At 66.6% G+C, this 19,018-nt stretch carries 21 protein-coding genes; 13 read left to right on the top strand and 8 right to left on the bottom strand.

Annotated elements, in window-relative coordinates; all coding sequences use genetic code 11:
* Window position 1 precedes the first annotated feature (1 nt).
* Genes SJY12_RS08800 through SJY12_RS08790 form a run of 3 tightly spaced genes read left to right on the top strand, consistent with a single transcriptional unit; the run spans window position 2 to window position 2,161 of the window.
* Entirely contained in the window at window positions 2–730 is a 729-nt protein-coding gene (locus SJY12_RS08800; protein WP_397505112.1) for a glycoside hydrolase family 25 protein, read from the top strand.
* Between the two features lie 10 nt (window positions 731–740).
* A complete protein-coding gene (locus SJY12_RS08795) occupies window positions 741–1,145 on the top strand; it encodes a cytidine deaminase (RefSeq protein WP_050599414.1) in 405 nt (134 codons plus the stop codon).
* Window positions 1,142–2,161, top strand: coding sequence for an LD-carboxypeptidase (locus SJY12_RS08790; protein ID WP_397505111.1), 1,020 nt, complete (start codon window positions 1,142–1,144; stop codon window positions 2,159–2,161). The genes SJY12_RS08795 and SJY12_RS08790 overlap by 4 nt, the downstream gene beginning before the upstream one ends.
* A gap of 151 nt (window positions 2,162–2,312) precedes the next feature.
* On the opposite strand, the gene SJY12_RS08785 is transcribed toward SJY12_RS08790, so the two are convergent.
* Window positions 2,313–3,452, bottom strand: a complete 1,140-nt coding sequence (locus SJY12_RS08785; RefSeq protein ID WP_348032666.1) for a M14-type cytosolic carboxypeptidase — start codon at window positions 3,450–3,452, stop codon at window positions 2,313–2,315.
* Window positions 3,449–4,054 (bottom strand): DUF4136 domain-containing protein, encoded by a 606-nt coding sequence (locus tag SJY12_RS08780; protein WP_348032667.1) that lies wholly within the window; start codon window positions 4,052–4,054, stop codon window positions 3,449–3,451. Before SJY12_RS08780 ends, SJY12_RS08785 begins: the two co-directional genes overlap by 4 nt.
* Before the next feature lie 161 nt (window positions 4,055–4,215).
* On the opposite strand from SJY12_RS08780, the gene galE reads away from it, so the two are divergent.
* The 7 genes from galE to pal all read left to right on the top strand — a co-directional run bounded on the left by galE (window position 4,216) and on the right by pal (window position 9,746).
* A complete protein-coding gene (gene galE / locus SJY12_RS08775) occupies window positions 4,216–5,226 on the top strand; it encodes a UDP-glucose 4-epimerase GalE (protein WP_397505110.1) in 1,011 nt (336 codons plus the stop codon).
* Between the two features lie 88 nt (window positions 5,227–5,314).
* The gene (locus SJY12_RS08770; protein ID WP_050599512.1) at window positions 5,315–5,779 is read left to right on the top strand and encodes a thioesterase family protein; all 465 of its coding nucleotides are present in this window, start codon (window positions 5,315–5,317) and stop codon (window positions 5,777–5,779) included.
* Window positions 5,776–6,474 carry a protein TolQ gene (gene tolQ / locus SJY12_RS08765; RefSeq protein ID WP_050599409.1) on the top strand — a complete coding sequence of 233 codons (699 nt, stop codon included), beginning with the start codon at window positions 5,776–5,778 and terminating at the stop codon, window positions 6,472–6,474. Before SJY12_RS08770 ends, tolQ begins: the two co-directional genes overlap by 4 nt.
* Window positions 6,474–6,953, top strand: a complete 480-nt coding sequence (locus SJY12_RS08760) for an ExbD/TolR family protein (protein ID WP_397505108.1) — start codon at window positions 6,474–6,476, stop codon at window positions 6,951–6,953. The genes tolQ and SJY12_RS08760 overlap by 1 nt, the downstream gene beginning before the upstream one ends.
* A gap of 9 nt (window positions 6,954–6,962) precedes the next feature.
* Window positions 6,963–7,778 carry an energy transducer TonB gene (locus SJY12_RS08755; RefSeq protein WP_397505107.1) on the top strand — a complete coding sequence of 272 codons (816 nt, stop codon included), beginning with the start codon at window positions 6,963–6,965 and terminating at the stop codon, window positions 7,776–7,778.
* Entirely contained in the window at window positions 7,775–9,163 is a 1,389-nt protein-coding gene (gene tolB, locus SJY12_RS08750) for a Tol-Pal system beta propeller repeat protein TolB (RefSeq protein WP_050600991.1), read from the top strand. Before SJY12_RS08755 ends, tolB begins: the two co-directional genes overlap by 4 nt.
* 76 nt (window positions 9,164–9,239) lie before the next feature.
* On the top strand, window positions 9,240–9,746 hold the full coding sequence (gene pal, locus SJY12_RS08745; protein ID WP_063505004.1) for a peptidoglycan-associated lipoprotein Pal: 507 nt from the start codon (window positions 9,240–9,242) through the stop codon (window positions 9,744–9,746).
* Between the two features lie 59 nt (window positions 9,747–9,805).
* On the opposite strand, the gene SJY12_RS08740 is transcribed toward pal, so the two are convergent.
* Window positions 9,806–9,955 (bottom strand): hypothetical protein, encoded by a 150-nt coding sequence (locus tag SJY12_RS08740; RefSeq protein WP_156488666.1) that lies wholly within the window; start codon window positions 9,953–9,955, stop codon window positions 9,806–9,808.
* Window positions 9,956–10,108: 153 nt separating this feature from the next.
* On the opposite strand from SJY12_RS08740, the gene SJY12_RS08735 reads away from it, so the two are divergent.
* The gene (locus SJY12_RS08735; RefSeq protein WP_050600989.1) at window positions 10,109–10,642 is read left to right on the top strand and encodes a J domain-containing protein; all 534 of its coding nucleotides are present in this window, start codon (window positions 10,109–10,111) and stop codon (window positions 10,640–10,642) included.
* Between the two features lie 48 nt (window positions 10,643–10,690).
* Here the strand turns inward: SJY12_RS08735 and SJY12_RS08730 are convergent, their stop codons facing one another.
* From SJY12_RS08730 to pdeM, 5 genes are all read right to left on the bottom strand, one after another.
* Complete coding sequence (locus SJY12_RS08730; RefSeq protein WP_397505106.1) at window positions 10,691–11,401, bottom strand: RimK family alpha-L-glutamate ligase; 711 nt, start codon at window positions 11,399–11,401, stop codon at window positions 10,691–10,693.
* A gap of 182 nt (window positions 11,402–11,583) precedes the next feature.
* Window positions 11,584–12,891: a cystathionine gamma-synthase family protein gene (locus SJY12_RS08725; RefSeq protein ID WP_050600988.1), complete on the bottom strand. Its 1,308-nt coding sequence runs from the start codon at window positions 12,889–12,891 to the stop codon at window positions 11,584–11,586.
* 302 nt (window positions 12,892–13,193) lie between these two features.
* On the bottom strand, window positions 13,194–14,603 hold the full coding sequence (locus tag SJY12_RS08720) for an SLC13 family permease (RefSeq protein WP_397505105.1): 1,410 nt from the start codon (window positions 14,601–14,603) through the stop codon (window positions 13,194–13,196).
* Between the two features lie 135 nt (window positions 14,604–14,738).
* Window positions 14,739–15,257 (bottom strand): translation initiation factor IF-3, encoded by a 519-nt coding sequence (infC, locus tag SJY12_RS08715; RefSeq protein ID WP_082835772.1) that lies wholly within the window; start codon window positions 15,255–15,257, stop codon window positions 14,739–14,741.
* A 155-nt stretch (window positions 15,258–15,412) separates the two neighbouring features.
* A complete protein-coding gene (gene pdeM / locus SJY12_RS08710; protein ID WP_063535019.1) occupies window positions 15,413–16,117 on the bottom strand; it encodes a ligase-associated DNA damage response endonuclease PdeM in 705 nt (234 codons plus the stop codon).
* 45 nt (window positions 16,118–16,162) lie between these two features.
* Between pdeM and hemF the strand changes: the two genes are divergently transcribed.
* On the top strand, window positions 16,163–17,035 hold the full coding sequence (gene hemF / locus SJY12_RS08705; RefSeq protein ID WP_397505104.1) for an oxygen-dependent coproporphyrinogen oxidase: 873 nt from the start codon (window positions 16,163–16,165) through the stop codon (window positions 17,033–17,035).
* Window positions 17,036–17,112: 77 nt separating this feature from the next.
* On the top strand, window positions 17,113–19,017 hold the full coding sequence (locus SJY12_RS08700; protein ID WP_397505102.1) for a M1 family metallopeptidase: 1,905 nt from the start codon (window positions 17,113–17,115) through the stop codon (window positions 19,015–19,017).
* The last annotated feature ends 1 nt before the right edge of the window (window position 19,018 follow it).

The raw sequence follows: 19,018 nt of genomic DNA, 5'->3' as shown, positions 1-19,018 counted from the left end.
GGTGGGCAAATCCCCGCGCCGGCGCCGTTCGCCGCGCAGGTCCCGCGGGTTTTCCGCTGCTGGCAAGGCGTGGCTGGTCGCGCTGCTGGTCGCGGCAATCGCAGCCGGCTATGCGTGGTACGAAGCGCGCAGCTGGCGTCCCGACGAGAGCGCCTGGCCCGACCAGGGCGCGCTGGTCAGCGCAGCCGACGGGGCGGTGGATTTCGACACTCTGGCGGGTCTGGGCGCGCGGTTCGTCTATCTCGAGGCGAGCGATGGGGCGGGGCGGGGCGATATCGCCTTCGCACAGAACTTCGCCCGCGCGCGCAACGCCGGCCTGGCGGTCGGCGCGGCGCATCGTTTCGACCCCTGTACCGTGGCCGACGGGCAATCGGCCAATTTCGTCACCATGGTGCCGCGCGACGGCGACCTGCTGCCTCCCGCGATCCTGTTGGAGACGACCGCGGAGGACTGTCCGGCGCGCGTTTCGGACGCGGCGGTGCAGAGCGAGCTGACGACGCTGGTCAACCAGATCGAAGCGCACAGCGGGAAGCCGGCGATCCTCGGCCCGGACGAGGAATTCGAGCAGGCCTATGCGCCCTCGCGGCGGTTCGACCGGCAATTGTGGCTCACCCGCAGCTGGTTCGAACCCGACTATGCGATGCGACCGTGGCTGATGTGGACGGCCAACCGCTGGTACAAGACCGAGGCCGCACAGCAGCCGCTGCGCTGGGTGATCGTGCGGCCATGAGGATGACGAGATGACCGACGACGACCTGATCGCAGCCGCACGCGCAGCCGCGCGCCATTCCTATTCCCCCTATTCCGGTTTCGCGGTGGGCGCCGCGCTGCGGTTTGCCGATGGCAGCGTGGTCACCGGGACCAATGTCGAGAATGCCAGCTATGGCCTGGCGCTGTGCGCCGAAACCATCGCGGTATCGAAAGCGATGGCCGACGGGCTGCGCGGCGGGCTTCAGGCCGTCGCGGTGACCGGCCCTGCGGCAGACCCGATCACGCCCTGCGGGCGCTGCCGGCAAGTGCTCAACGAACTGGCGCAGCTGGGCGGGACCGACCCCGACATTCTGTGCGTGGGCGCCGACGAGGTGGTGCGGGTGAAACTGTCGGCCCTGCTGCCCCATGCTTTCGGCCCCGCCAGCCTGACATGATCGGACGGCGCGGCGCGCTCGGCCTGCTTGGCGGGCTCGCGGGAACGGCACTGATGCCATCGGGACTGGCGGCGCGGGCCAGCGCTATGCCGCCCCGGCTGCGGCCGGGGGATACGGTCGGCCTGGTCGCCCCCGCTAGCGCGGTCACATTGCCCGCAGAACTCGACCGGGCCGTTCACTGGATCTCCGGCATGGGGCTGGTTCCCAAACTCGGCAGGCATGTGGGCGACCAGCATGGCTATCTGGCCGGGACCGACGCCGACCGCGCCGCGGATCTCGATACGATGTTCGCCGACGCGGAGGTGCGCGCGATCTTCGCGGTGCGTGGCGGCTGGGGCGGGGCGCGGATCCTGCCGCTGCTCGACTGGGCGACCATTCGCGCCAATCCGAAACTGCTGATCGGGTATAGCGACACGACGGCGCTGCACATGGCGATTGCCGCGCGCGCCGGGTTTGCGACGCTCCATGGCCCCAATGCGGCGAGCCGGTGGGACCACGCAAGCTGGGAGAGCCTGTGGCGGATCGCCTTTGCGGGCACGGCGCCCGTGCTCGGCGGCGCGGCGGCCGAGGATGCCGCGGGCCGGCCCGCCCGCTCGCTCGTCCCCGGGGTCGCGCGGGGCCGGCTGCTCGGGGGCAATCTCACCATCCTGTCGACCATGATGGGTACCGGCTGGCTGCCTGACTTCGACGGGGCGATCCTGTTTCTCGAAGACATCAACGAAGAACCCTACCGGATCGACCGCATGCTTCAGCAATTGCAGCTGGCAGGCGTGCTTGACCGGCTGGCGGGTGTCGTGTTCGGCCAATGCACCCGCTGCAGCGCGGGCGATGCCGATGCGCGGACGTTCACGCTGGACGACGTGCTTGGCGCTCATCTCGCCGCGCTGGGCATCCCGGTGGTAACCGGCTTCAACAGCGGTCACGTGCGCAACCAGCTGTGCCTGCCGGTCAATGTCCCGGTCGAACTGGATGCCAGCGCGCGGACGCTGCGGATGCTCGAGCCTGCCGTGGCCTGACACGCTCGGCTTAACTCGGCGCGGCGGCCTAAGACCCTGCGCCGAGAGAGATTTTCAAGACCGGAAGCATGTTGCGACGCGCAGGAATGACGGCAGGCGCCGCGCATTGCGCGCCGCGAGGTTCGCTAGCGCCCGCCGTCCAGCATTCTGGTCAGGCGTCGGGCGTGTCGAGATATTCGAGCAGTGCCGCGAGGCAATCGCGCGCCAGCATCTTGCACCGTTCGGGGCTCCAGCCCTGTTCGGGTTCGGGATTGGCCTTGTTGTCCTTGTAGGGCATTTCGAGCGTCATCGCGGTGGCGCCGAAGCGTTCGGCGACCTGGTTGGTGCTCATCGCCAGATTGGCCTTTCCGCGCGGGGCCTTGGTATAACCCAGCTCGGTCTGGAAGTCGGGCGTGCGCCGGTCGAGGATCGCCTCGTAGCGATAATAGCGGTCGCCCTGCGCATCGGTCCAGCTGGGGATGCCCTCGTAGCCGGCGAGAAAGGCGACCGGGATCGCTTCGTCGCCATGGACGTCCATCGCGAAATCGACGCCGGTTTCGTCCATCCGGTTGCGGATGGCGAGCACTTCGGGCGACTTTTCGAGGGTCGGGTTGTCCCATTCGCGGTTGAGGTTGGTGCCCGCTGCATTGACACGCAGATTGCCCCGCTTCGATCCATCGGGGTTGCAGTTGGGGACGAGGTGCAGGCGGCACCGCTTGCGCAGTTCGCGGCCGACGCTGTCGGCGGGATCGGTCAGCACTTCGAGCGCGCCTTCCATCCACCATTCGGCCTGCGTTTCGCCCGGGTGCTGGCGCGCGTAGAACCACACTTTGGTGTCGCCCTCGCCCATTTCGAGGCAGTCGATCGGCTGGCCATCGAGCGTGGTGCCAAGATGCACGTGATCGACGCCTTCGGCGGCGGCCGCCTCGGACACCAGATCGTGATGGCGTTCCATCGAATAGGGCGCGAAATAGGCAAACCAGGCGATATCGCTGGCGGGGGTGTAGCGAATGGTCAGCGTGCCCCCGCCGATGTCCTTGTCATAGGAGGAAGATGCACGGCCCCAGTAATCGCGGTCTTCCGAAACGCAGGCGTCGTAGTCGGGCCAGCCGCCGGGGTAGGCGCTGTCTTCCAGTCCGGTGATCCGCAGCTCGAGCTCGCGGCCCGCAGAGCCCGCGACGCGAAAGTGGAACCACTGCTTGAATTCGCTGTTCGTGTCCTTCGGGATCGCCAGCATGGCGCTGGCGCCGCTCACCGACAGCACTTCGATATTGCCACTGTCGAAGGCGGAATCGATCCGGATATCGCTCACTCGGTAACCTCTACTTCTATCGTTTCGCCATTGTTGCCGGGGAATTCCCTGAACAAGGCAGAGGCGACCGTCTGGGCGTTCGCCGTTCCGCGTGCAAGGGGGGAATCCTCGGGCGGCTGGAAATCGGCGCGGCCCTCCCACAGGCTGGTGCCGCTCGCCGCATCGGTGATCGCAACAGACAGTTCGGTGCCGAGCCGGTCTTTCGCGCCGCCGCCCAGATTGATGCCGATGCCCAGCCCCACACCCGAACCGTAGCTGCCGGTCGAACCGCCGACGCCGACGCTTACCGGGCTGCGCTTGCCGCCGCTGCCGACCACGTACCGCACCAGCGACACCCGCGCGATCTGGCCGGCGCCCGCGCGGTCGCTTTCGCTATAGCCGAGCCGGCGCAGTTCCTCGGCAACAGCAGCCTTGTAAGGGGCAAGCGCCAGGCTGTCGCTTTCGCCGCCCGGGGCGCTTTCGACGAAGATCGGTCCGCTGCCCAGTTCGGTCACGCGGTCGGGGGCGACGAAGCGGGTCACTTCGACGGGGCCGGACGGGGTGGTGCAGGCCGCAAGCGACAGGGCGGACGCCATGGCCAGGGCTAGGGGGGTGGCTTTCATCGTGTGCGATCCTCTGCGACTTTCGAGTATGTCTGACTGGAGCTGCAACGCATGGCACGGCGGATTTGCACCATCGCTGCTGAATTTCCGCAGAACTTGCCCTTCGCGCGCGAAAATCTGCGGCGTTGCCGTAACCGGCGGGTGTGCTAGTCCTTCGCTCCATGAACGAGACGACGAAGGTCCCCGTGCTGGTCACCGGTGGGGCAGGCTATATCGGCAGTCATGCAGTGCTCGCGCTACGCGATGCCGGGTGGCCGGTGGCCGTGATCGACAATTTGTCGACCGGCTTTGCCTTCGCCGTGCCCGAGGATGTTCCGCTGTACGAAGGCGATATTTCCGATTCCATCCTGCTCGAACAGATCTTCGCCGAGCAGGGCACCGAAGCGATCATGCATTTTGCCGGATCGATCGTCGTCCCGGAATCGGTCGAGGACCCGCTGGGCTATTACGACAACAACACGGTCAAGAGCCGCGCGCTGATCGAGGCGGCGGTGGAAGGCGGCGTTGCGCATTTCATCTTCAGCTCGACCGCGGCGACTTACGGCACGCCCGAACATTCGCCGGTGACCGAAGACAGCCCCAAGCAGCCGATCAATCCGTATGGCTGGTCCAAGCTGATGACCGAACAGATGCTGGCCGACGCCAGCGCGGCGCACGGCTTCAATTTCTGCGCCCTGCGCTATTTCAATGTCGCGGGCGCCGATCCGCAGGCGCGCACGGGCCAGTCGACCGCGGGTGCTACGCATCTGATCAAGGTCGCCTGCGAGGCAGCCACGGGCAAACGCGACGGCGTGGCCGTTTTCGGCACCGATTACGATACGCCCGACGGCACCGGCGTGCGCGACTACATCCACGTCAGCGATCTGGCACAGGCGCACCTGCTCGCGCTCGAAGCGCTGGTCGAACAGCCGAGCCGGTCGCTGACGATGAACTGCGGCTATGGCCGCGGCTTTTCGGTCACCGAGGTGCTCGACGCGGTCGACCGGGTGACCAACCAGACCATCACGCGCCGGCTCGAACCGCGCCGCGCGGGCGACCCGGCGGAGCTGGTGTCGGATCCCTCGCGGATAAGGGAAACGCTGCCATGGCAGCCGCGCCATGCCGACCTGGAGCAGATCATCGCGCATGCATTGCAATGGGAACGCAAGCTGTCCGATCTGCGCGGCGAGTGACCGGCGTCCCGCTGGTCGCTCGAAAAGGTCGGCTCGTCGTTCTGGATTGCCCGGCCATCGGCGCCTCGTCTAAAGGGCGCGCTTGACCATGACTTTGCCCTCCTTCCCCGATGGAACGCTCGACGCCGGCCGTCACTTCTATGCGGTGCGCGTCTATTACGAAGACACGGACCTGTCGGGGATCACGTATCACGCCAACTACCTGCGCTGGTTCGAACGCGCGCGCAGCGATCTGCTGCGCCAGCTGAAGATCGACCAGCGGGCAGCGATCGAAACCGGGGGCGGCGCCTATGCGGTCTCCGAGGTCAATCTGAAATACCTGCGGCCCGCCAGGCTCGACGACGATGTGCTGATAGAAACGCGCTGCACCGAACTCAAAGCGGCATCGTGCCGGATGCACCAGCTTGCGTTCAGGTTGGCGGATGAAAAGCGCGAACTTCTGGCCGAGGCACATTTGCGCGTCGGCTTCGTTTCACCCGAGGGCCGGCCCAAGCGCCAGCCCGAAGAATGGCGCGCGGCTTTCGCGCATTTTGTCGAGCAAGGGGACTCATGAGCTCGCTTACTTTTCTCGCCGCCGCGGCACCGACCCGGCTCGACCCGATCCGCCTGTTCCTCGATGCCGACATCGTCGTGCAGCTGGTCATGGCCGGCCTGCTGCTGGCCAGCATCTGGGTGTGGATGATCATCGTCAGCTTCAGCCTGCGCATGCGCAAGCTGCGTAGCCGCACGATCGAGTATGAAAGCGAGTTCTGGCAGGCGGAGAGCTTCGACCGCTTCACGTCCGAGCGCGGCAGCAAGGACATCCCCGCAGCGCGCGTCGCGCAGGCGGCGGTGTCCGAATATCGCCGTTCGACCAAGACCGCGGTGCGCGATCCCGAAGCCCTGCGCGGGCGGATCGCGGTGGCGATGGACAGCCAGATCGCGCTCGAGGCGGACGATATCGCCGAACGCCTCAACTTCCTTGCCACGGTCGGTTCGGTGGCGCCCTTCGTCGGCCTGTTCGGTACCGTCTGGGGCATCATGAACAGCTTCTTCCAGATCGGCGCACAGGAAAGCTCCTCGCTCGCCGTTGTCGCACCGGGTATCTCCGAAGCGCTCTTCGCCACTGCGATCGGCCTGTTCGCCGCGATCCCCGCGGTTATCGCCTACAACCGCTTCGGCCACCGCGTGGATCGCTACGAAGCGCGGCTGCAGCGTTTCGCCGACAAGCTGAACGCGACCTTCAGCCGCCAGCTGGAAACCCGCTGATGGCGATGGGTCTTGCCTCTGCGCGTGTCGGCGGGCGGCGCGGCCGCGGTTCTCGCCGCCGGCCGATGAGCGAGATCAACGTTACCCCCTTCGTCGATGTCATGCTGGTGCTGCTGATCATTTTCATGGTCACCGCGCCGCTGATGACCGCAGGGGTGCCGATCGACCTGCCCGACAGCCGCGCGGCGCAGCTGCCGAACGAACAGCAGCAGGTCACGATCAGCATCGATCAGGCGGGCTATGTCTATATCGACGATGTCGAAGTCCCGCTTGGCGGCCTGCCGCAGGCGCTGGAAAGCCTTCCGCGCGCCGGCGGTGAAGGACCCGACATAACGCTGCGCGCCGACCGTGCGCTCGATTACGGCCGCGTGATGGCGGTCATGGGCGAACTCAACCGGGCCGGGCTCAATCGCATTTCGCTGATTACCAACAGCGCGGCGCCGGCGCCGGTCAACGCCGGTTCATCGGCAGCGGAATAGCCGCACGTCATGGAGAGAACGGCAATCAGGGCAGAGGAGCGGACCGGGCTGGCGGTCGCGGTCATCCTGCACCTCGCGCTGTTCGCCATGCTGTTCGTCCAGGGGCTGTTCCCCGCGCCCACCATCGATCCGCCGCAGCGCATGACGGTCAGCCTCGCCGAAGATGTCGGCATGCAGGCAACCGCGCCCGACCCGGTTACCGAGAGCCGGGCATCGGCAGCACCCACGCTCGACATCAATCCCGCGCCCGCGCCGGCACAAGAGCTGCCAGTCCCGCCGCAGGCCGAACGGCCGGTTCCGCCCGCGCGCACGCAGGCCGCGCAACCGGCTGCGCGTCCCCAGGCGCGGCCCGAACCCCGCCCAGCGACGCGGCCCGATCCGCCGCGCACGCAAAGCCAGCCGCAAGCCAGCCAACGCAGCGGGGGCTCGCGCCTCGGCGACAATTTCCTCGAAGGTTCTGGCGACAGCACGCGCACCAATGAAACGCGGGTGCCCGCGTCGCAGATCGGCGCGAGCGCCAAGGCTTCGCTGTTCCAGGCCGTGGCGCGGCAATTGCGACCGCACTGGCGGCCCGTCGATGGCGCGGACCGAGAAAAGCTGGTTTCGAAAATCCGTTTCCGGCTCAATCCCGATGGAACGCTGGCGGGTGCGCCCAGCCTCGTCGGCCAGCGCGGCGAGACCGAAGCCAACCGCGCGCAGGCGCCGCGGCATGCCGAAAATGCTATCAGGGCGGTCCAACTCGCCGCCCCCTTCGACCTCCCGCCCGAATATTACGAGGCGTGGAAGACCGTAACCGTCGATTTCGATTGGAACCTGTCCCGATGAAGCAACCCGCCCTGTTCGTCCTCGCGCTCATGATCGCCTCGCCGCTCGCGGCCCAGAACCAGGATTTGGGGCAGCCCGTGCCCGAAGGGGGCGAGGTCGAGACGATCGACGAAGGCGAAGGCCTTTCGGGGACCGTGAGTTTCGACGGCAATCTCGACGATCTCGGGATCGCCATCCCCGGCTTCGCCACCGACCGCGATGTCGCAACGCCGGCGAACTCCTCGGGCACTGCCGCGCTGGGCAAGGAACTTGCCCGGGTCATCACGGCCGACCTGCGCAACAACGGCCTGTTCAAGCCGACCGGCCCCGACGCATTGCCGCAGCCCAGCTTCGGCGAGATCACTGCACCCAACTGGCCGACTTGGTCGAACCGTGGCGCCGAGATGCTCGTTCACGGCTATGTCCGCGCGCGCAGCGACGACCGGCTGACGGTCGGCTGCTACCTCTACGACATGGCGTTGCAGCAGGAACTGGTCCGCGAGGGCTGGGTCGTGCCGCCGGCGGACTGGCGGCGCGCCGCGCACAAATGCGCCGATATCGTCTATTCGCGGCTGACCGGCGAAAGCCCGTTCTTCGATAGCCGGATCGCCTATATCGCCGAAACCGGGCCCAAGGATAACCGGACCAAGCGGCTCGCGATCATGGACAGCGACGGGGCCAATCACCGGTTCATCACCACGGGGCGGTCGACCGCGCTGACGCCGCGCTATTCACCCGATTACAAGCAGCTGGTCTATCTCAGCTATGTCGACGGCAATCCGCGCATCTATGTCTACGACATCGGTACCGGCCGGCAGACGCTGATCAGCCAGAGCAGCAATCCAACCTTTGCGCCGCGCTGGAGCCCCGACGGGCGCTGGATTCTCTATTCGATGGCCGTGGGCGGCAACACCGATATCTACCGCGTATCCGCCAGCGGCGGCGAAAGCATCCGGCTGACCGATACGCCCGGTATCGACATCGGCGGATCCTATTCGCCCGATGGCAGCCAGATCGTGTTCGAGAGCGACCGTTCGGGCAGCCAGCAGATTTACATCATGAACGCCGATGGCACCGGCCAGCGCCGATTGTCCTTCTTCGGTGGCCGCGCAGCGACGCCCGAATGGAGCCCGCGCGGCGATCAGATCGCGTTCACGCATATTGCCGGCGACTTCAATGTCGCGGTGATGAGCCCCAACGGCCGCAACATGCGCACGCTGACCAATGGCTGGCAGGACGAAGCGCCCACCTGGGCACCCAACGGCCGCATCCTCCAGTTCTTCCGCACCGAACGCAACAGCGGCAAGACCGGCCTGTGGCAGGTCGACCTGACGGGTGAGAACCTGCGCCGCCTGCCGACGCCGGTCGATGCCTCGGACCCAGCCTGGGGACCGATCCTGCCCTGACTGCATTGATTAGGAACAAGGATCGCCTTTCGGCGACGAAAACGACTTCACCACGCTGTTTATAAGGGGACAGCCTATGAATACTCGTATTGCTACCGGCCTGATGCTCGCATCGACCATTGCGCTTGCCGCGTGCCAGAAGAAGGCGCCCGAGGAACTGCCGCCGCCGCCGACGGCCACGCCCGCGCCGGCGCCTGCGCCGAGCGGCCCCACGGTTGGCTCGCAGCAGCACTTCGTCGACGCCGTCGGGCAGGAAAACACGGTCGTCTATTTCGATACCGACCGCTTCAACATTGATGCCGAGGACCAAGCGAAGCTGCAGCGCCAGGCGCAGTACTTCAACCAGTATTCTGGCGTGACCTTCACTGTCGAAGGGCATTGCGACGAACGCGGCACGCGCGACTACAACCTCGCGCTGGGCGAACGCCGCGCCAATGCCGCGAAAAACTATCTCGTCTCGATCGGTATTCCGGCCAACCGGATCCGGACAGTGAGCTACGGGAAGGAACGCCCGGTCGCGCTGGGTTCGAACGAAGCGGCGTGGGCGCAGAACCGCCGCGCTGCGACCGTGACTATCGGTTGAACCGTACCAGAGGGCTCCCGCCAGGCGGGGGCCCTTTCCCTATGGGGCATTGACGATGGTCAGCGCGCGGCGCTGATGCTCGCGAAAGGCATGCCCGGGCTGATCTGCCCGCCGCGCCCGGCATCGAACCCGCCATGGCCGGCGGCAATCGCGAACGACGCCATCGTCAGGACCGCGACGCAGGCGGAGAAGGTCAGCTGTTTGCTCATCTCAGGTCTCATGCATGGCGCTCTACGGCCAAAGGGTTTAGCGAACGTTGCAATGCAACATTTCGTATTGAAACCTGTTCCCGGCGGTTGCACCTTTTGCCAGCGCGCCTAGATTAACCGCGATGTTTTCCCGACAATCGACTTTTTCGCCCCGTGGCTAAGGCGCGCCGTTCGAACGACTGGGGCTTCCCCCGCTGGCGTGGCTACGGTTCCTCGCGCGAGGCGACGACCGTGCGCCTGTGCGACCGGCACGGCTGCGAAGAGCCCGGCGAATGCCCCGCGCCCAAGGCGCCGAACAGTCCCGAGCGGTGGATGTTCTGCCAGAAGCATGCGGCCGAATACAATCGCAAGTGGGACTATTTCGAAGGGCTCGACAAGGCCGAGAAGGAAGCCCGCGCGTCGGCCGAACGCAGCGAGAATGCCGGTTACGCAGAGGCGCAGCATTACGGCTGGAGCGGCAGCGGCGACGGCTCGCGTAGCGCCGACGAAATGCGCGCGCTGGAAGTGCTCGAACTGGACGCCGACGCCGATTTCACGGCGATCAAGAAGGCCTGGCGCGACAAGGCCAAGACGGTGCATCCCGACGTCAAGCCAGGCGACAAGGAAGCCGCAGCCGAGTTCCAGAAGCTGCAACTTGCTTATGAAGTGCTCAAGGCCGCCGAAGACCGGCGCGAATGGCGCGGGTAAGGGCGTCCCGCTGAAGGACGAGGGCGCCCGGAACGATAGGGGACGGCCCTAGCTTCCGCTCGGCAACCTTGCGCGCACGGCGCGCGCTACCAATTCGCCCAGATCGTCCGCCTGCTCGGGGTAGAGATAGGGTTCGATCAACTCGGCTTCCATCACTGCCAGCGTGCCCGATGGCAGCCGCACCATGTCGATCCGGGCGTAGAGCAGCGGTTCGAACGGCAGCGCCGCCACCACCGCCTGCGCCGCGGCCAGGTCGCGCGCGTCGGGCGTATAGGGGGTCTCGTATCCGCCGTAGAGCGACTGGATACGGTAATCGTCCGGCCCGGCGCGCTTGCAGACGCCGTGACTGAAGGCGCCGTCGATGAAGACATAGGTGAACTCGCCTTCCTCCACCACGCTGGGCAGGAAGGGCTGGACCATGCAGGGGCAGCCCATGGTCCAGCTGTCATCGGGCAGCGAGTCGCGCGCGAAGCTGTGCTGCCCGATACCGCCTGCGCCGACCTGCCGTTTCACCACCACGCGATCGGTCGCGAAATGCGCCATCGCGTCCTGCACACCGGCGCGGCCGAGGTCCCTGCGCCACAGCGTCGGGACGATCGCGGCCCCCTGCTGCGCCAGTTCGTCGAGATAGCGCTTGTCCGCGTTCCACCGCACCACGGCGGGCGGATTGCAGACGGTCACGCCGCGCTCCTCGATCGCCGCCAGCTTGGCGATGAATTCGTCGGGATAGTCCTGATAGTCCCACGCCGTGCCCAGCATCACCAGCGCTATGCCGTCGAAGGCAGCGATCGGCGCGCGCCAGTCGATCTCTTCCAGTTCGAGGCCCTGCGCCGCCAGCGCCGGTCGCAGCGCGGCGACTTCGAGATCGTGTTCGAACGCGTCTCCCCGGCGCGGGCCATCGCCGGGGAGCGTGTCGGCACAGGCGAGAAAGCCGATCCGGGTCAGACTCTCTCCAGTGCTTGCGTGAAGTCGGCGATCAGATCGTCGGGATCCTCGATACCGATCGAGATGCGCACCAGATTGTCGGAAATGCCCAGTTCCGCGCGGCGTCCCTCGGCCACCGACAGGTGCGTCATCGAGGCGGGATGGCTCGCCAGCGTCTCGGTCCCGCCGAGGCTGACCGCCAGCTTGGCGATCTTGAGCGCGTCGAGGAAGCGGAAGCATTCGGCCTCGCCGCCCTTGAGCAGCAGCGAAAAGGTGCTGCCCGCGCCCTTGCAGTGACGATCGTAGATGTCCTGCTGGCGCGCATCCTTGATCATGCCGAGATAGCCGAGCCCTTCGACCTTGGGATGCTGCGCCAGGAATTCGCAGACCTTGGCGGCGTTCTCGCCCGCGCGGTTCATCCGCAGTTCGACCGTCTCGAGGCTGCGCATCAGCATCCACGCGGTGTTCGGATCGCAAATGCCGCCCATGGTGTTGCGCAGCATGCGCACCGGTTCCATCCATTTCTTCGCCCCGGCAATGCTGCCCGCGACGAGGTCCGAATGGCCGCCGACATATTTGGTCAGCGAATAGACGACAATGTCCGCGCCCTGGTCGAGCGGGCGCTGCCACAGCGGGCCGAGGAAAGTGTTGTCGATCGCGATCGGGCAGTCGAGCTGCGCCGCATCGACCGACGCGCGGACCGCTTCGATGTCGACCAGCGCATTGGTCGGGTTACCCGGGCTTTCGAGATAGACCATGCAGACCTTGCCGCCTTGCTCGTCGGCCTGCGCCTGCGCCTTCTCGATCACGGCGTCGATCTCCTCGCGGGTGGCACCGGCGGGGAAGTCGACATAGGTGACGCCGAACTTGGCGAGCACCTTGGCGACGAAGCCTTCGGAGGCGGCGTAGAGCGGGCCCGAGTGGACGATCACGTCGTTCTGGCTGGCATAGGCGAGCATCAGCACGCAGATCGCGGTCATCCCGCTGGAGAAACTGAGCGCGTCTTCGGCGCCGTCCCACACCGACAGCCGATCTTCGAGGATTTCCTGGTTGGGGGCATTGAAGCGCGAATAGACGAGACCGTCCGCGCCGCCCGGGCGCTTGCCGGTGATGCCTTCGAAATGGCGCTTGCCGTCGGCGGCGCTGGGGAAGGCGAAGGTCGAGGTAAGGAAGATCGGCGGCTTGAGGCTGCCTTCGGACAGCACCGGGTCATAGCCATAGCCCATCATCAGCGTGCTGGGCTTGAGTTCGCGCCCGTCGATCTTGGTGACTTCGGGCTTGGGCGCCATACGCGGCGAGGTAGGGTCGATATCGTGGTCGCTCATCGGCGAACCTCCTTCCTGATCAGCGCTCCCAGGAAGGCGGGAGCCAAGTCGGATCGTCCGCGGCGCCCGTTCCTAACCTCCGCAGGAACGCTTCTCCGCCGACCGCCGCTGTCGGCTCAATCCTTATGGTGGACCGCTGTTGGTTTCAACTGCGACGAGTCCCGCAAGGTGCGACACATGGATCACGGCCCTGCCGACAAAATGCACCAGAACGCCGAATGGGTGCAGTGCGGCCCGAGTTTTGCGGTGCGGCGGTCGTCACCCGGGTCCCGGCGTGCCGCGCGCGGCGGAGTGCCTGCCCTCTAGACCAGCCCGGCCATTCCCCACACCACGGCGACGATCATGAGTATGCCGGCTATGTCCAGCAGCAGCCCCGCCTTGACCATGCGGTCGATGCGGATGTGCCCGGTCGACCATGCGATCGCATTGGGGCCGGTGCCCGCGGGCAGCATGAACCCCCAGCTCGCGGCAAGCGCGGCGGGCATAGCGAGCAGGATCGGATCGACGCCCAGCGCCACCACCAGCGCGGCGATCACCGGGATGATCCCGGTGGCGGTGGCGACATTGCTGGCAAACTCGGTGATCAGCACCACCATCGCCACCACCGCCAGCGCCACCAGCAGCAGCGGGAAAGCCTCCAGCGGGAGGAGGGCGTTGCCCAGCCAGTCGGCCAGCCCGCTCGCGCTCATCCCTGCTGCCAGCGCCAGCCCGCCGCCGAACATCATGATGACACCCCACGGCGCGCGGTTGGCCTCTTCCCACACCAGCAGCGGCCGCCCGGTGCCATCGGGCAGCAGGAACAGCGCCAGGCTGGCGATGATGGCGATGGTGCCATCGGTCCACGACCCTTCCGGCAGGTAGGGTCCCAGTACCAGCCGCGTCATCCAGGCGGCAAAGGTCAGCGCGACGACGATCATCAGCCGCCGTTCGGCGGGGCCCATCGGCTGTTCATTGGCCACCGCGGCGCGCGCCGCAGCGACATCGAAGGGATGCGCCGAGACGCGCTGGACCCGCGCGACGAGGAAAGCCGCGAGCGGAACGCCGAGCAGCACGATGGGGAAGCCGTAGAACGACCATTCGGCAAAGCTGATCTGTGTGCCGATCATCGTGTCCAGCAGCCCCACCGAGATCGCGTTGGTCGGCGATCCGACCAGCGTGCCGAGCCCGCCGATGCTGGCCGCAAACGCGATCCCCATGGGCAGAGCGCCCGCCAGCCCGTCGCGGTCCCCGGCCAGCACCCCGCCGCCCGCGAGGACGGCGACGGCCATGGGCATCATGATGAGGGTGGTGGAGGTGTTCGAAATCAGCATCGACAGGATCGCGGCGGCGATCATAAAGGCCAGCAGCAGGCCGGCCTGTCCGCCGCGCCCGCCAAGCAGGCTGAGGATCCCCAGCGCAAGCCGCCGGTGCAGGCCGGTGCGTTCGATCGCCAGCGCGATGAAGCCGCCGCCCAGCAGCAGGAACAGGATGTCGGAATAATAGGCGCTGGCGGTTTCCTTGGCGCTCATCACCCCGGCAAAGGGCAGCACGATGAACGGCATCAGCGCGGTTGCCGTCAGCGGCAGCGCCTCGGTCATCCACCAGGCGGCCATCAGCACCACCAGCCCGGCGACGATGAATGCCTCGCGCTGCATACCCGCGGGCGTGGGCAGGAAAATGCTGGCCAGTAGCGCCGCAGCGCCCACCAGCAATCCGATATGTCTGGCCGCCATGTGCTGCGATCCCCCCTTGGCGCGAACTGCTAACAGCGCCGCGCGGGCGGGGCAACGCGCCAGGCGCATGGATGCCCGATACGAAAAGGGCGGCCCCGAAGCGCCGCCCTTTCGCAATGCAGTGTGGCGTGCGCCTTACTTGGGCGCGAGCACCATGATCATCTGACGCCCTTCGAGGCGCGGGAAGGCTTCGACCTTGGCGATTTCCTCGACATCGTCGCGGACGCGGTTGAGGAGATCCATGCCGAGCTGCTGGTGCGCCATTTCGCGGCCGCGGAACCGCAGCGTGCACTTCACCTTGTCGCCGTTCTCGAGGAACTTGACGACATTGCGCATCTTCACCTCGTAATCGTGGGTGTCGATATTCGGGCGCATCTTGACCTCTTTGATTTCCTGGGTCTTCTGCGTCTTGCGGGCAAGGTTGGCCTTTTTCTGCGCCTCGTAGCGGTGCTTGCCGACATCGAGGAACTTGCACACCGGCGGGTCCGCATTGGGGGACACTTCGACGAGATTGAGACCGAGTTCATTGGCCTGCTCGACCGCTTCGCGGGTGAACATAACGCCGATGTTTTCGCCTTCGTGGTCGATCACGCGGACTTTCGGCACATTGATCATGTTATCGTAGCGCGGGCCGCTTTTCACGGGCATTTGCATGCTGCGCCGGGGTGGACGGGCTATGGGGCACTCTCCTTTGGTGGCCGTATTCGGAACTGGTTGCGGTATTCGGAAAGCCAGCATGTAGGCATTGTTCCGGGGATTCGGAAGTGTGTTATGCGAATGGGGCGCATATTTGCGCGCTGTTGTTGCCCTCAGGCAGCGCGGTTCCACAGGTTGAAGCGCGCCAGCTGGCCCTTTGCCGGGACCACCGCATCGATCCGCTGCGCTGGCTGGAGCGCCTTCAGGATCGCCGGATCGGCGGCATCCATCCCCCCGGTAAAGGCGCCGAAGGCGGGCAGGATCATGCGTCCGCCCGGCTTGCCGCCGGGGCCATCGTTGGCGCTGACCACCGCGCAGGGGCGGCGGATATGGCGCTGGCGCACCTTGAGCTGGAGGCGGGGGTGGTAGTGGCCCGACAGTTCCGGGCGGATTTCGCCCGCCTTGGCGCGGTGGCGCAGGATCAGCCCGCCGAGCTCGAGTTCTTCCGCCAGCGTGCCGCCGCAGCGGGCTTCCATTTCGGGATCGTGATTGCCGGTGATCCAGACCCAGTCGACCGTGCGGGTCAGCGCGTGAAGCATCCCCGCGGCATGTTCTTCGAGCCGGGTGGACCCGGCCGAATCGTGGAAATTGTCGCCCAGCGTGATGACCCGCCGCGCGCCCGTTTCGCGGATCGCCAGTGCCACGCGTTCCAGCGTTTCGCGGCTGTCATAGGGCGGGATCAGCTGCCCGTGCCGCGCGAAGAAACTGCCTTTTTCCAGATGCAGGTCGGCCACCAGCAACGCGCGTTCGCGCGGCCAGTACAGCGCGCGGCCTTCGGTGAGGAGCCATTCCTCGCCTGCGAACGAAAGGGGAACCATGGCTCGCTATTGCCGTAGCGAAGTGGGGATGGCAAGGCTTTTGCCATGACCGACTGGACCCAGCAGACCGAGACCGCCCGTACCTGGTTCGAAAGCCTGCGCGACCGCATCTGCGCCGAATTCGAAGCCATCGAGCGCGAGGCGGGCAGCGACGCCGGCTTCCGGTACGACAGCTGGAACCGCGAAGAGGAAGGCAATGCCGATCCCGGCGGCGGGACGCGCGGCTTGATGAAGGGCAAGGTGTTCGAAAAGGTCGGGGTCAACGTTTCGACCGTGCGCGGCAATTTCGCGAAGGAATTCGCCGCCACGATCAATGGCGCCAGCGCGGACAGCCCGGGCTTTACTGCCACCGGCATCAGCCTGGTCGCGCATATGGCCAATCCGCATGTGCCCGCCGTGCATATGAACACGCGGTTCCTGACCACCGGCAAGGCGTGGTTCGGCGGCGGGGCCGATCTCAATCCGCCGATCCCCTATGCCGAGGACACGGACGAATTCCACGCCTGTTTCCGCGCGGCCTGCGCGGCGCACAACCCGACCTATTACGAACGCTTCAAGAAGTGGGCCGACGACTATTTCTACATCCCCCACCGCGGCGTGCACCGCGGGGTGGGCGGGATCTTCTACGACCACCTCGAATGCGAGGATCCCGCCGTCGACGAAGGGGCCGCGTTCGACCGCAATCTCGCTTTCACCAAGGACGTGGGCGAGGCTTTCCTCGATATCTTCCCGCGGCTGGTGCGCCGCCGCATGGACAGCGCGTTCACGGCACAGGACAAGCAGACCCAGCTCGAATGGCGCGGGCGCTATGCCGAGTTCAACCTGGTCTACGACCGCGGCACGCTGTTCGGCCTCAAGACCGGCGGCAATATCGACGCGATCTTGATGAGCCTTCCGCCCGAGGCGGTCTGGAGCTGAACCGGCCACCCGTCCAAGCCGCTGCAATAACAGACAGATAGCCGGGTCGCGTATCCGGCCCTTCACGGAGACCTTTCATGCGTAAATTCGCCGCACCGCTCGCCTTGTTGCTCACCAGTACCGCCTGTACCACGATGGAAGCGGCGCCCGCGCCGGTCGCTGCGGCAGCGGACCGCATGGTCTCGCCGATCTTGACCTCGCCCGAGGCAGTCGACACGCTGACCCATGCGCAGCCCCAGGTCGCGCGGGTCACGCATGTCGCGCTCGATCTCGACCTCGATTTCGACGCCAAGCGTGTCGGCGGGACGGCGGAACTGAGCGTGCTGGCCGCGCCGGGGGCCGAGGAAATCGTGCTCGACACCAACGGGCTCGAGATCGCGCAGGTCACCGACGGGCAGGGCCGCGCGCTGTCCCATACGGTGGGCGAGCCGGTGGCCGAAGGCGGCAAGGGCGCGGCGCTGACGATCCGCCTCGACGGCGCGGAGACGCTGCGCATCGCCTATCGCGCGCCCGCCGATGCCAGCGCGCTGCAATGGCTCAGCCCCGAACAGACCAAGGGCGGGGTGCATCCCTTCCTCTTCAGCCAGGGACAGGCGATCCTCAATCGCAGCTGGATCCCGACGCAGGACAGCCCCGGCATCCGGCAGACATGGGAAGCGCGCATCACCGCGCCCGCGCCGCTCGACGTGGTGATGAGCGGCGTGCGCCAGGGTGAGCCCGAGGATCTCGGCAACGGCCGCCGTGCCTTCACCTTCGTGATGGACAAGCCAGTGCCGCCCTATCTCATCGCGATCGCGGCGGGCGATATCGATTTCCGCGCGATTGGCCCGCGCACCGGCGTCTGGGCCGAACCCGCCACGCTCGACCGGGCATGGCGCGAAGTGAACGACACCGAGGAAATGGTCGTCGCGGCGGAGGAGCTCTACGGCGAATACCGCTGGGGTCGCTACGATATGATCGTGCTGCCGCCAGCCTTCCCCTATGGCGGGATGGAAAACCCCGTCATGACCTTCCTCACCCCGACCTTCATCGCGGGCGACCGGTCGAACAACGGGCTCGTCGCGCACGAACTGGCGCATAGCTGGTCGGGCAATCTCGTCACCAATGCGGTGTGGGGCGACAGCTGGCTCAACGAGGGCGTGACCACCTATTTCGAGAACCGCATCGTCGAGGCGGTCTATGGCAAGCAGCGCGCCGAGCAGGAAGCCGCGCTGATGTTTGCCAATATCGAGGAAACGCTGGCCGAGGTTGGCGAGGATGCCCCGGGCACCGCGCTGAGCACCGATGGTGGCTACCAGCTCGGCAGCGCGATCGCCTATGACAAGGGCGCGTTCTTCCTGCGCACGGTCGAAAGCGTGGTCGGCCGCGAGCGTTTCGATGCATGGCTGCGCCAGTGGTTCGACAACCATGCCTTCCAGCCCGCCACCAGCGAACTGTTCCTCGCGGACATGATGGAAAACCTCGTGCGGGGCGGGGCCGAAGCCGATGCGCTGATGCTGCGCGAATGGATCTTCGAGCCGGGCCTGCCCGCGAATGTGGCCAAGCCCGACCCGGCGGCATTCGCCGCGGTCGATGCCGCGGTGTCGGCCTATGGCGCCGAGGGCACGATCCCGGCGGGCTATGCGCAGTGGAGCAGCGCCGAGCGCCAGCGCTTCCTCGACAATATCCCAGAGCAGCGCACTGCCCAGCAACTCGCCGCGCTGAACGAGGCGCTGGGCCTGTCGGGCACGGGCAATAACGAGGAGCTGTTCCTGTGGCTCGAACTGGCGCTCGCCAATCGCTACGAACCCGCGGTGCCGCAGGCGGAGGAATTCCTCGCCGAGGTCGGCCGCGCGAAATTCGTGCGCCCGCTGTTCCAGGTGCTGTGGGGCCAGGACGAATGGGGCCGGCCGATCGCGCAGCGCATCTATGCCGAGACCCGCGATAGCTACCACGCGGTAACGCGCGGCGGGGTCGACCGCATTCTCGGGACCGAGGGCTAGG

Origin of the sequence: Qipengyuania sp. R86523, assembly GCF_044596365.1 — a bacterium.
GTDB lineage: Bacteria > Pseudomonadota > Alphaproteobacteria > Sphingomonadales > Sphingomonadaceae > Qipengyuania > Qipengyuania citrea.
Note: the sequence above shows the minus strand (reverse complement) of the source record. Positions and strands in the feature narration are given on the sequence as shown.

Coding starts and splice junctions, on each gene's coding strand:
- SJY12_RS08795 (WP_050599414.1), top strand. CDS start 741: ATGACCGACGACGACCTGATCGCAGCCGCACGCGCAGCCGCGCGCCAT.
- SJY12_RS08790 (WP_397505111.1), top strand. CDS start 1,142: ATGATCGGACGGCGCGGCGCGCTCGGCCTGCTTGGCGGGCTCGCGGGA.
- SJY12_RS08780 (WP_348032667.1), bottom strand. CDS start 4,054: ATGAAAGCCACCCCCCTAGCCCTGGCCATGGCGTCCGCCCTGTCGCTT.
- galE (WP_397505110.1), top strand. CDS start 4,216: ATGAACGAGACGACGAAGGTCCCCGTGCTGGTCACCGGTGGGGCAGGC.
- SJY12_RS08770 (WP_050599512.1), top strand. CDS start 5,315: ATGACTTTGCCCTCCTTCCCCGATGGAACGCTCGACGCCGGCCGTCAC.
- tolQ (WP_050599409.1), top strand. CDS start 5,776: ATGAGCTCGCTTACTTTTCTCGCCGCCGCGGCACCGACCCGGCTCGAC.
- SJY12_RS08760 (WP_397505108.1), top strand. CDS start 6,474: ATGGCGATGGGTCTTGCCTCTGCGCGTGTCGGCGGGCGGCGCGGCCGC.
- SJY12_RS08755 (WP_397505107.1), top strand. CDS start 6,963: ATGGAGAGAACGGCAATCAGGGCAGAGGAGCGGACCGGGCTGGCGGTC.
- tolB (WP_050600991.1), top strand. CDS start 7,775: ATGAAGCAACCCGCCCTGTTCGTCCTCGCGCTCATGATCGCCTCGCCG.
- pal (WP_063505004.1), top strand. CDS start 9,240: ATGAATACTCGTATTGCTACCGGCCTGATGCTCGCATCGACCATTGCG.
- SJY12_RS08740 (WP_156488666.1), bottom strand. CDS start 9,955: ATGAGCAAACAGCTGACCTTCTCCGCCTGCGTCGCGGTCCTGACGATG.
- SJY12_RS08730 (WP_397505106.1), bottom strand. CDS start 11,401: ATGCTGGGCACGGCGTGGGACTATCAGGACTATCCCGACGAATTCATC.
- SJY12_RS08725 (WP_050600988.1), bottom strand. CDS start 12,891: ATGAGCGACCACGATATCGACCCTACCTCGCCGCGTATGGCGCCCAAG.
- SJY12_RS08720 (WP_397505105.1), bottom strand. CDS start 14,603: ATGGCGGCCAGACATATCGGATTGCTGGTGGGCGCTGCGGCGCTACTG.
- infC (WP_082835772.1), bottom strand. CDS start 15,257: ATGCAAATGCCCGTGAAAAGCGGCCCGCGCTACGATAACATGATCAAT.
- pdeM (WP_063535019.1), bottom strand. CDS start 16,117: ATGGTTCCCCTTTCGTTCGCAGGCGAGGAATGGCTCCTCACCGAAGGC.
- hemF (WP_397505104.1), top strand. CDS start 16,163: ATGACCGACTGGACCCAGCAGACCGAGACCGCCCGTACCTGGTTCGAA.
- SJY12_RS08700 (WP_397505102.1), top strand. CDS start 17,113: ATGCGTAAATTCGCCGCACCGCTCGCCTTGTTGCTCACCAGTACCGCC.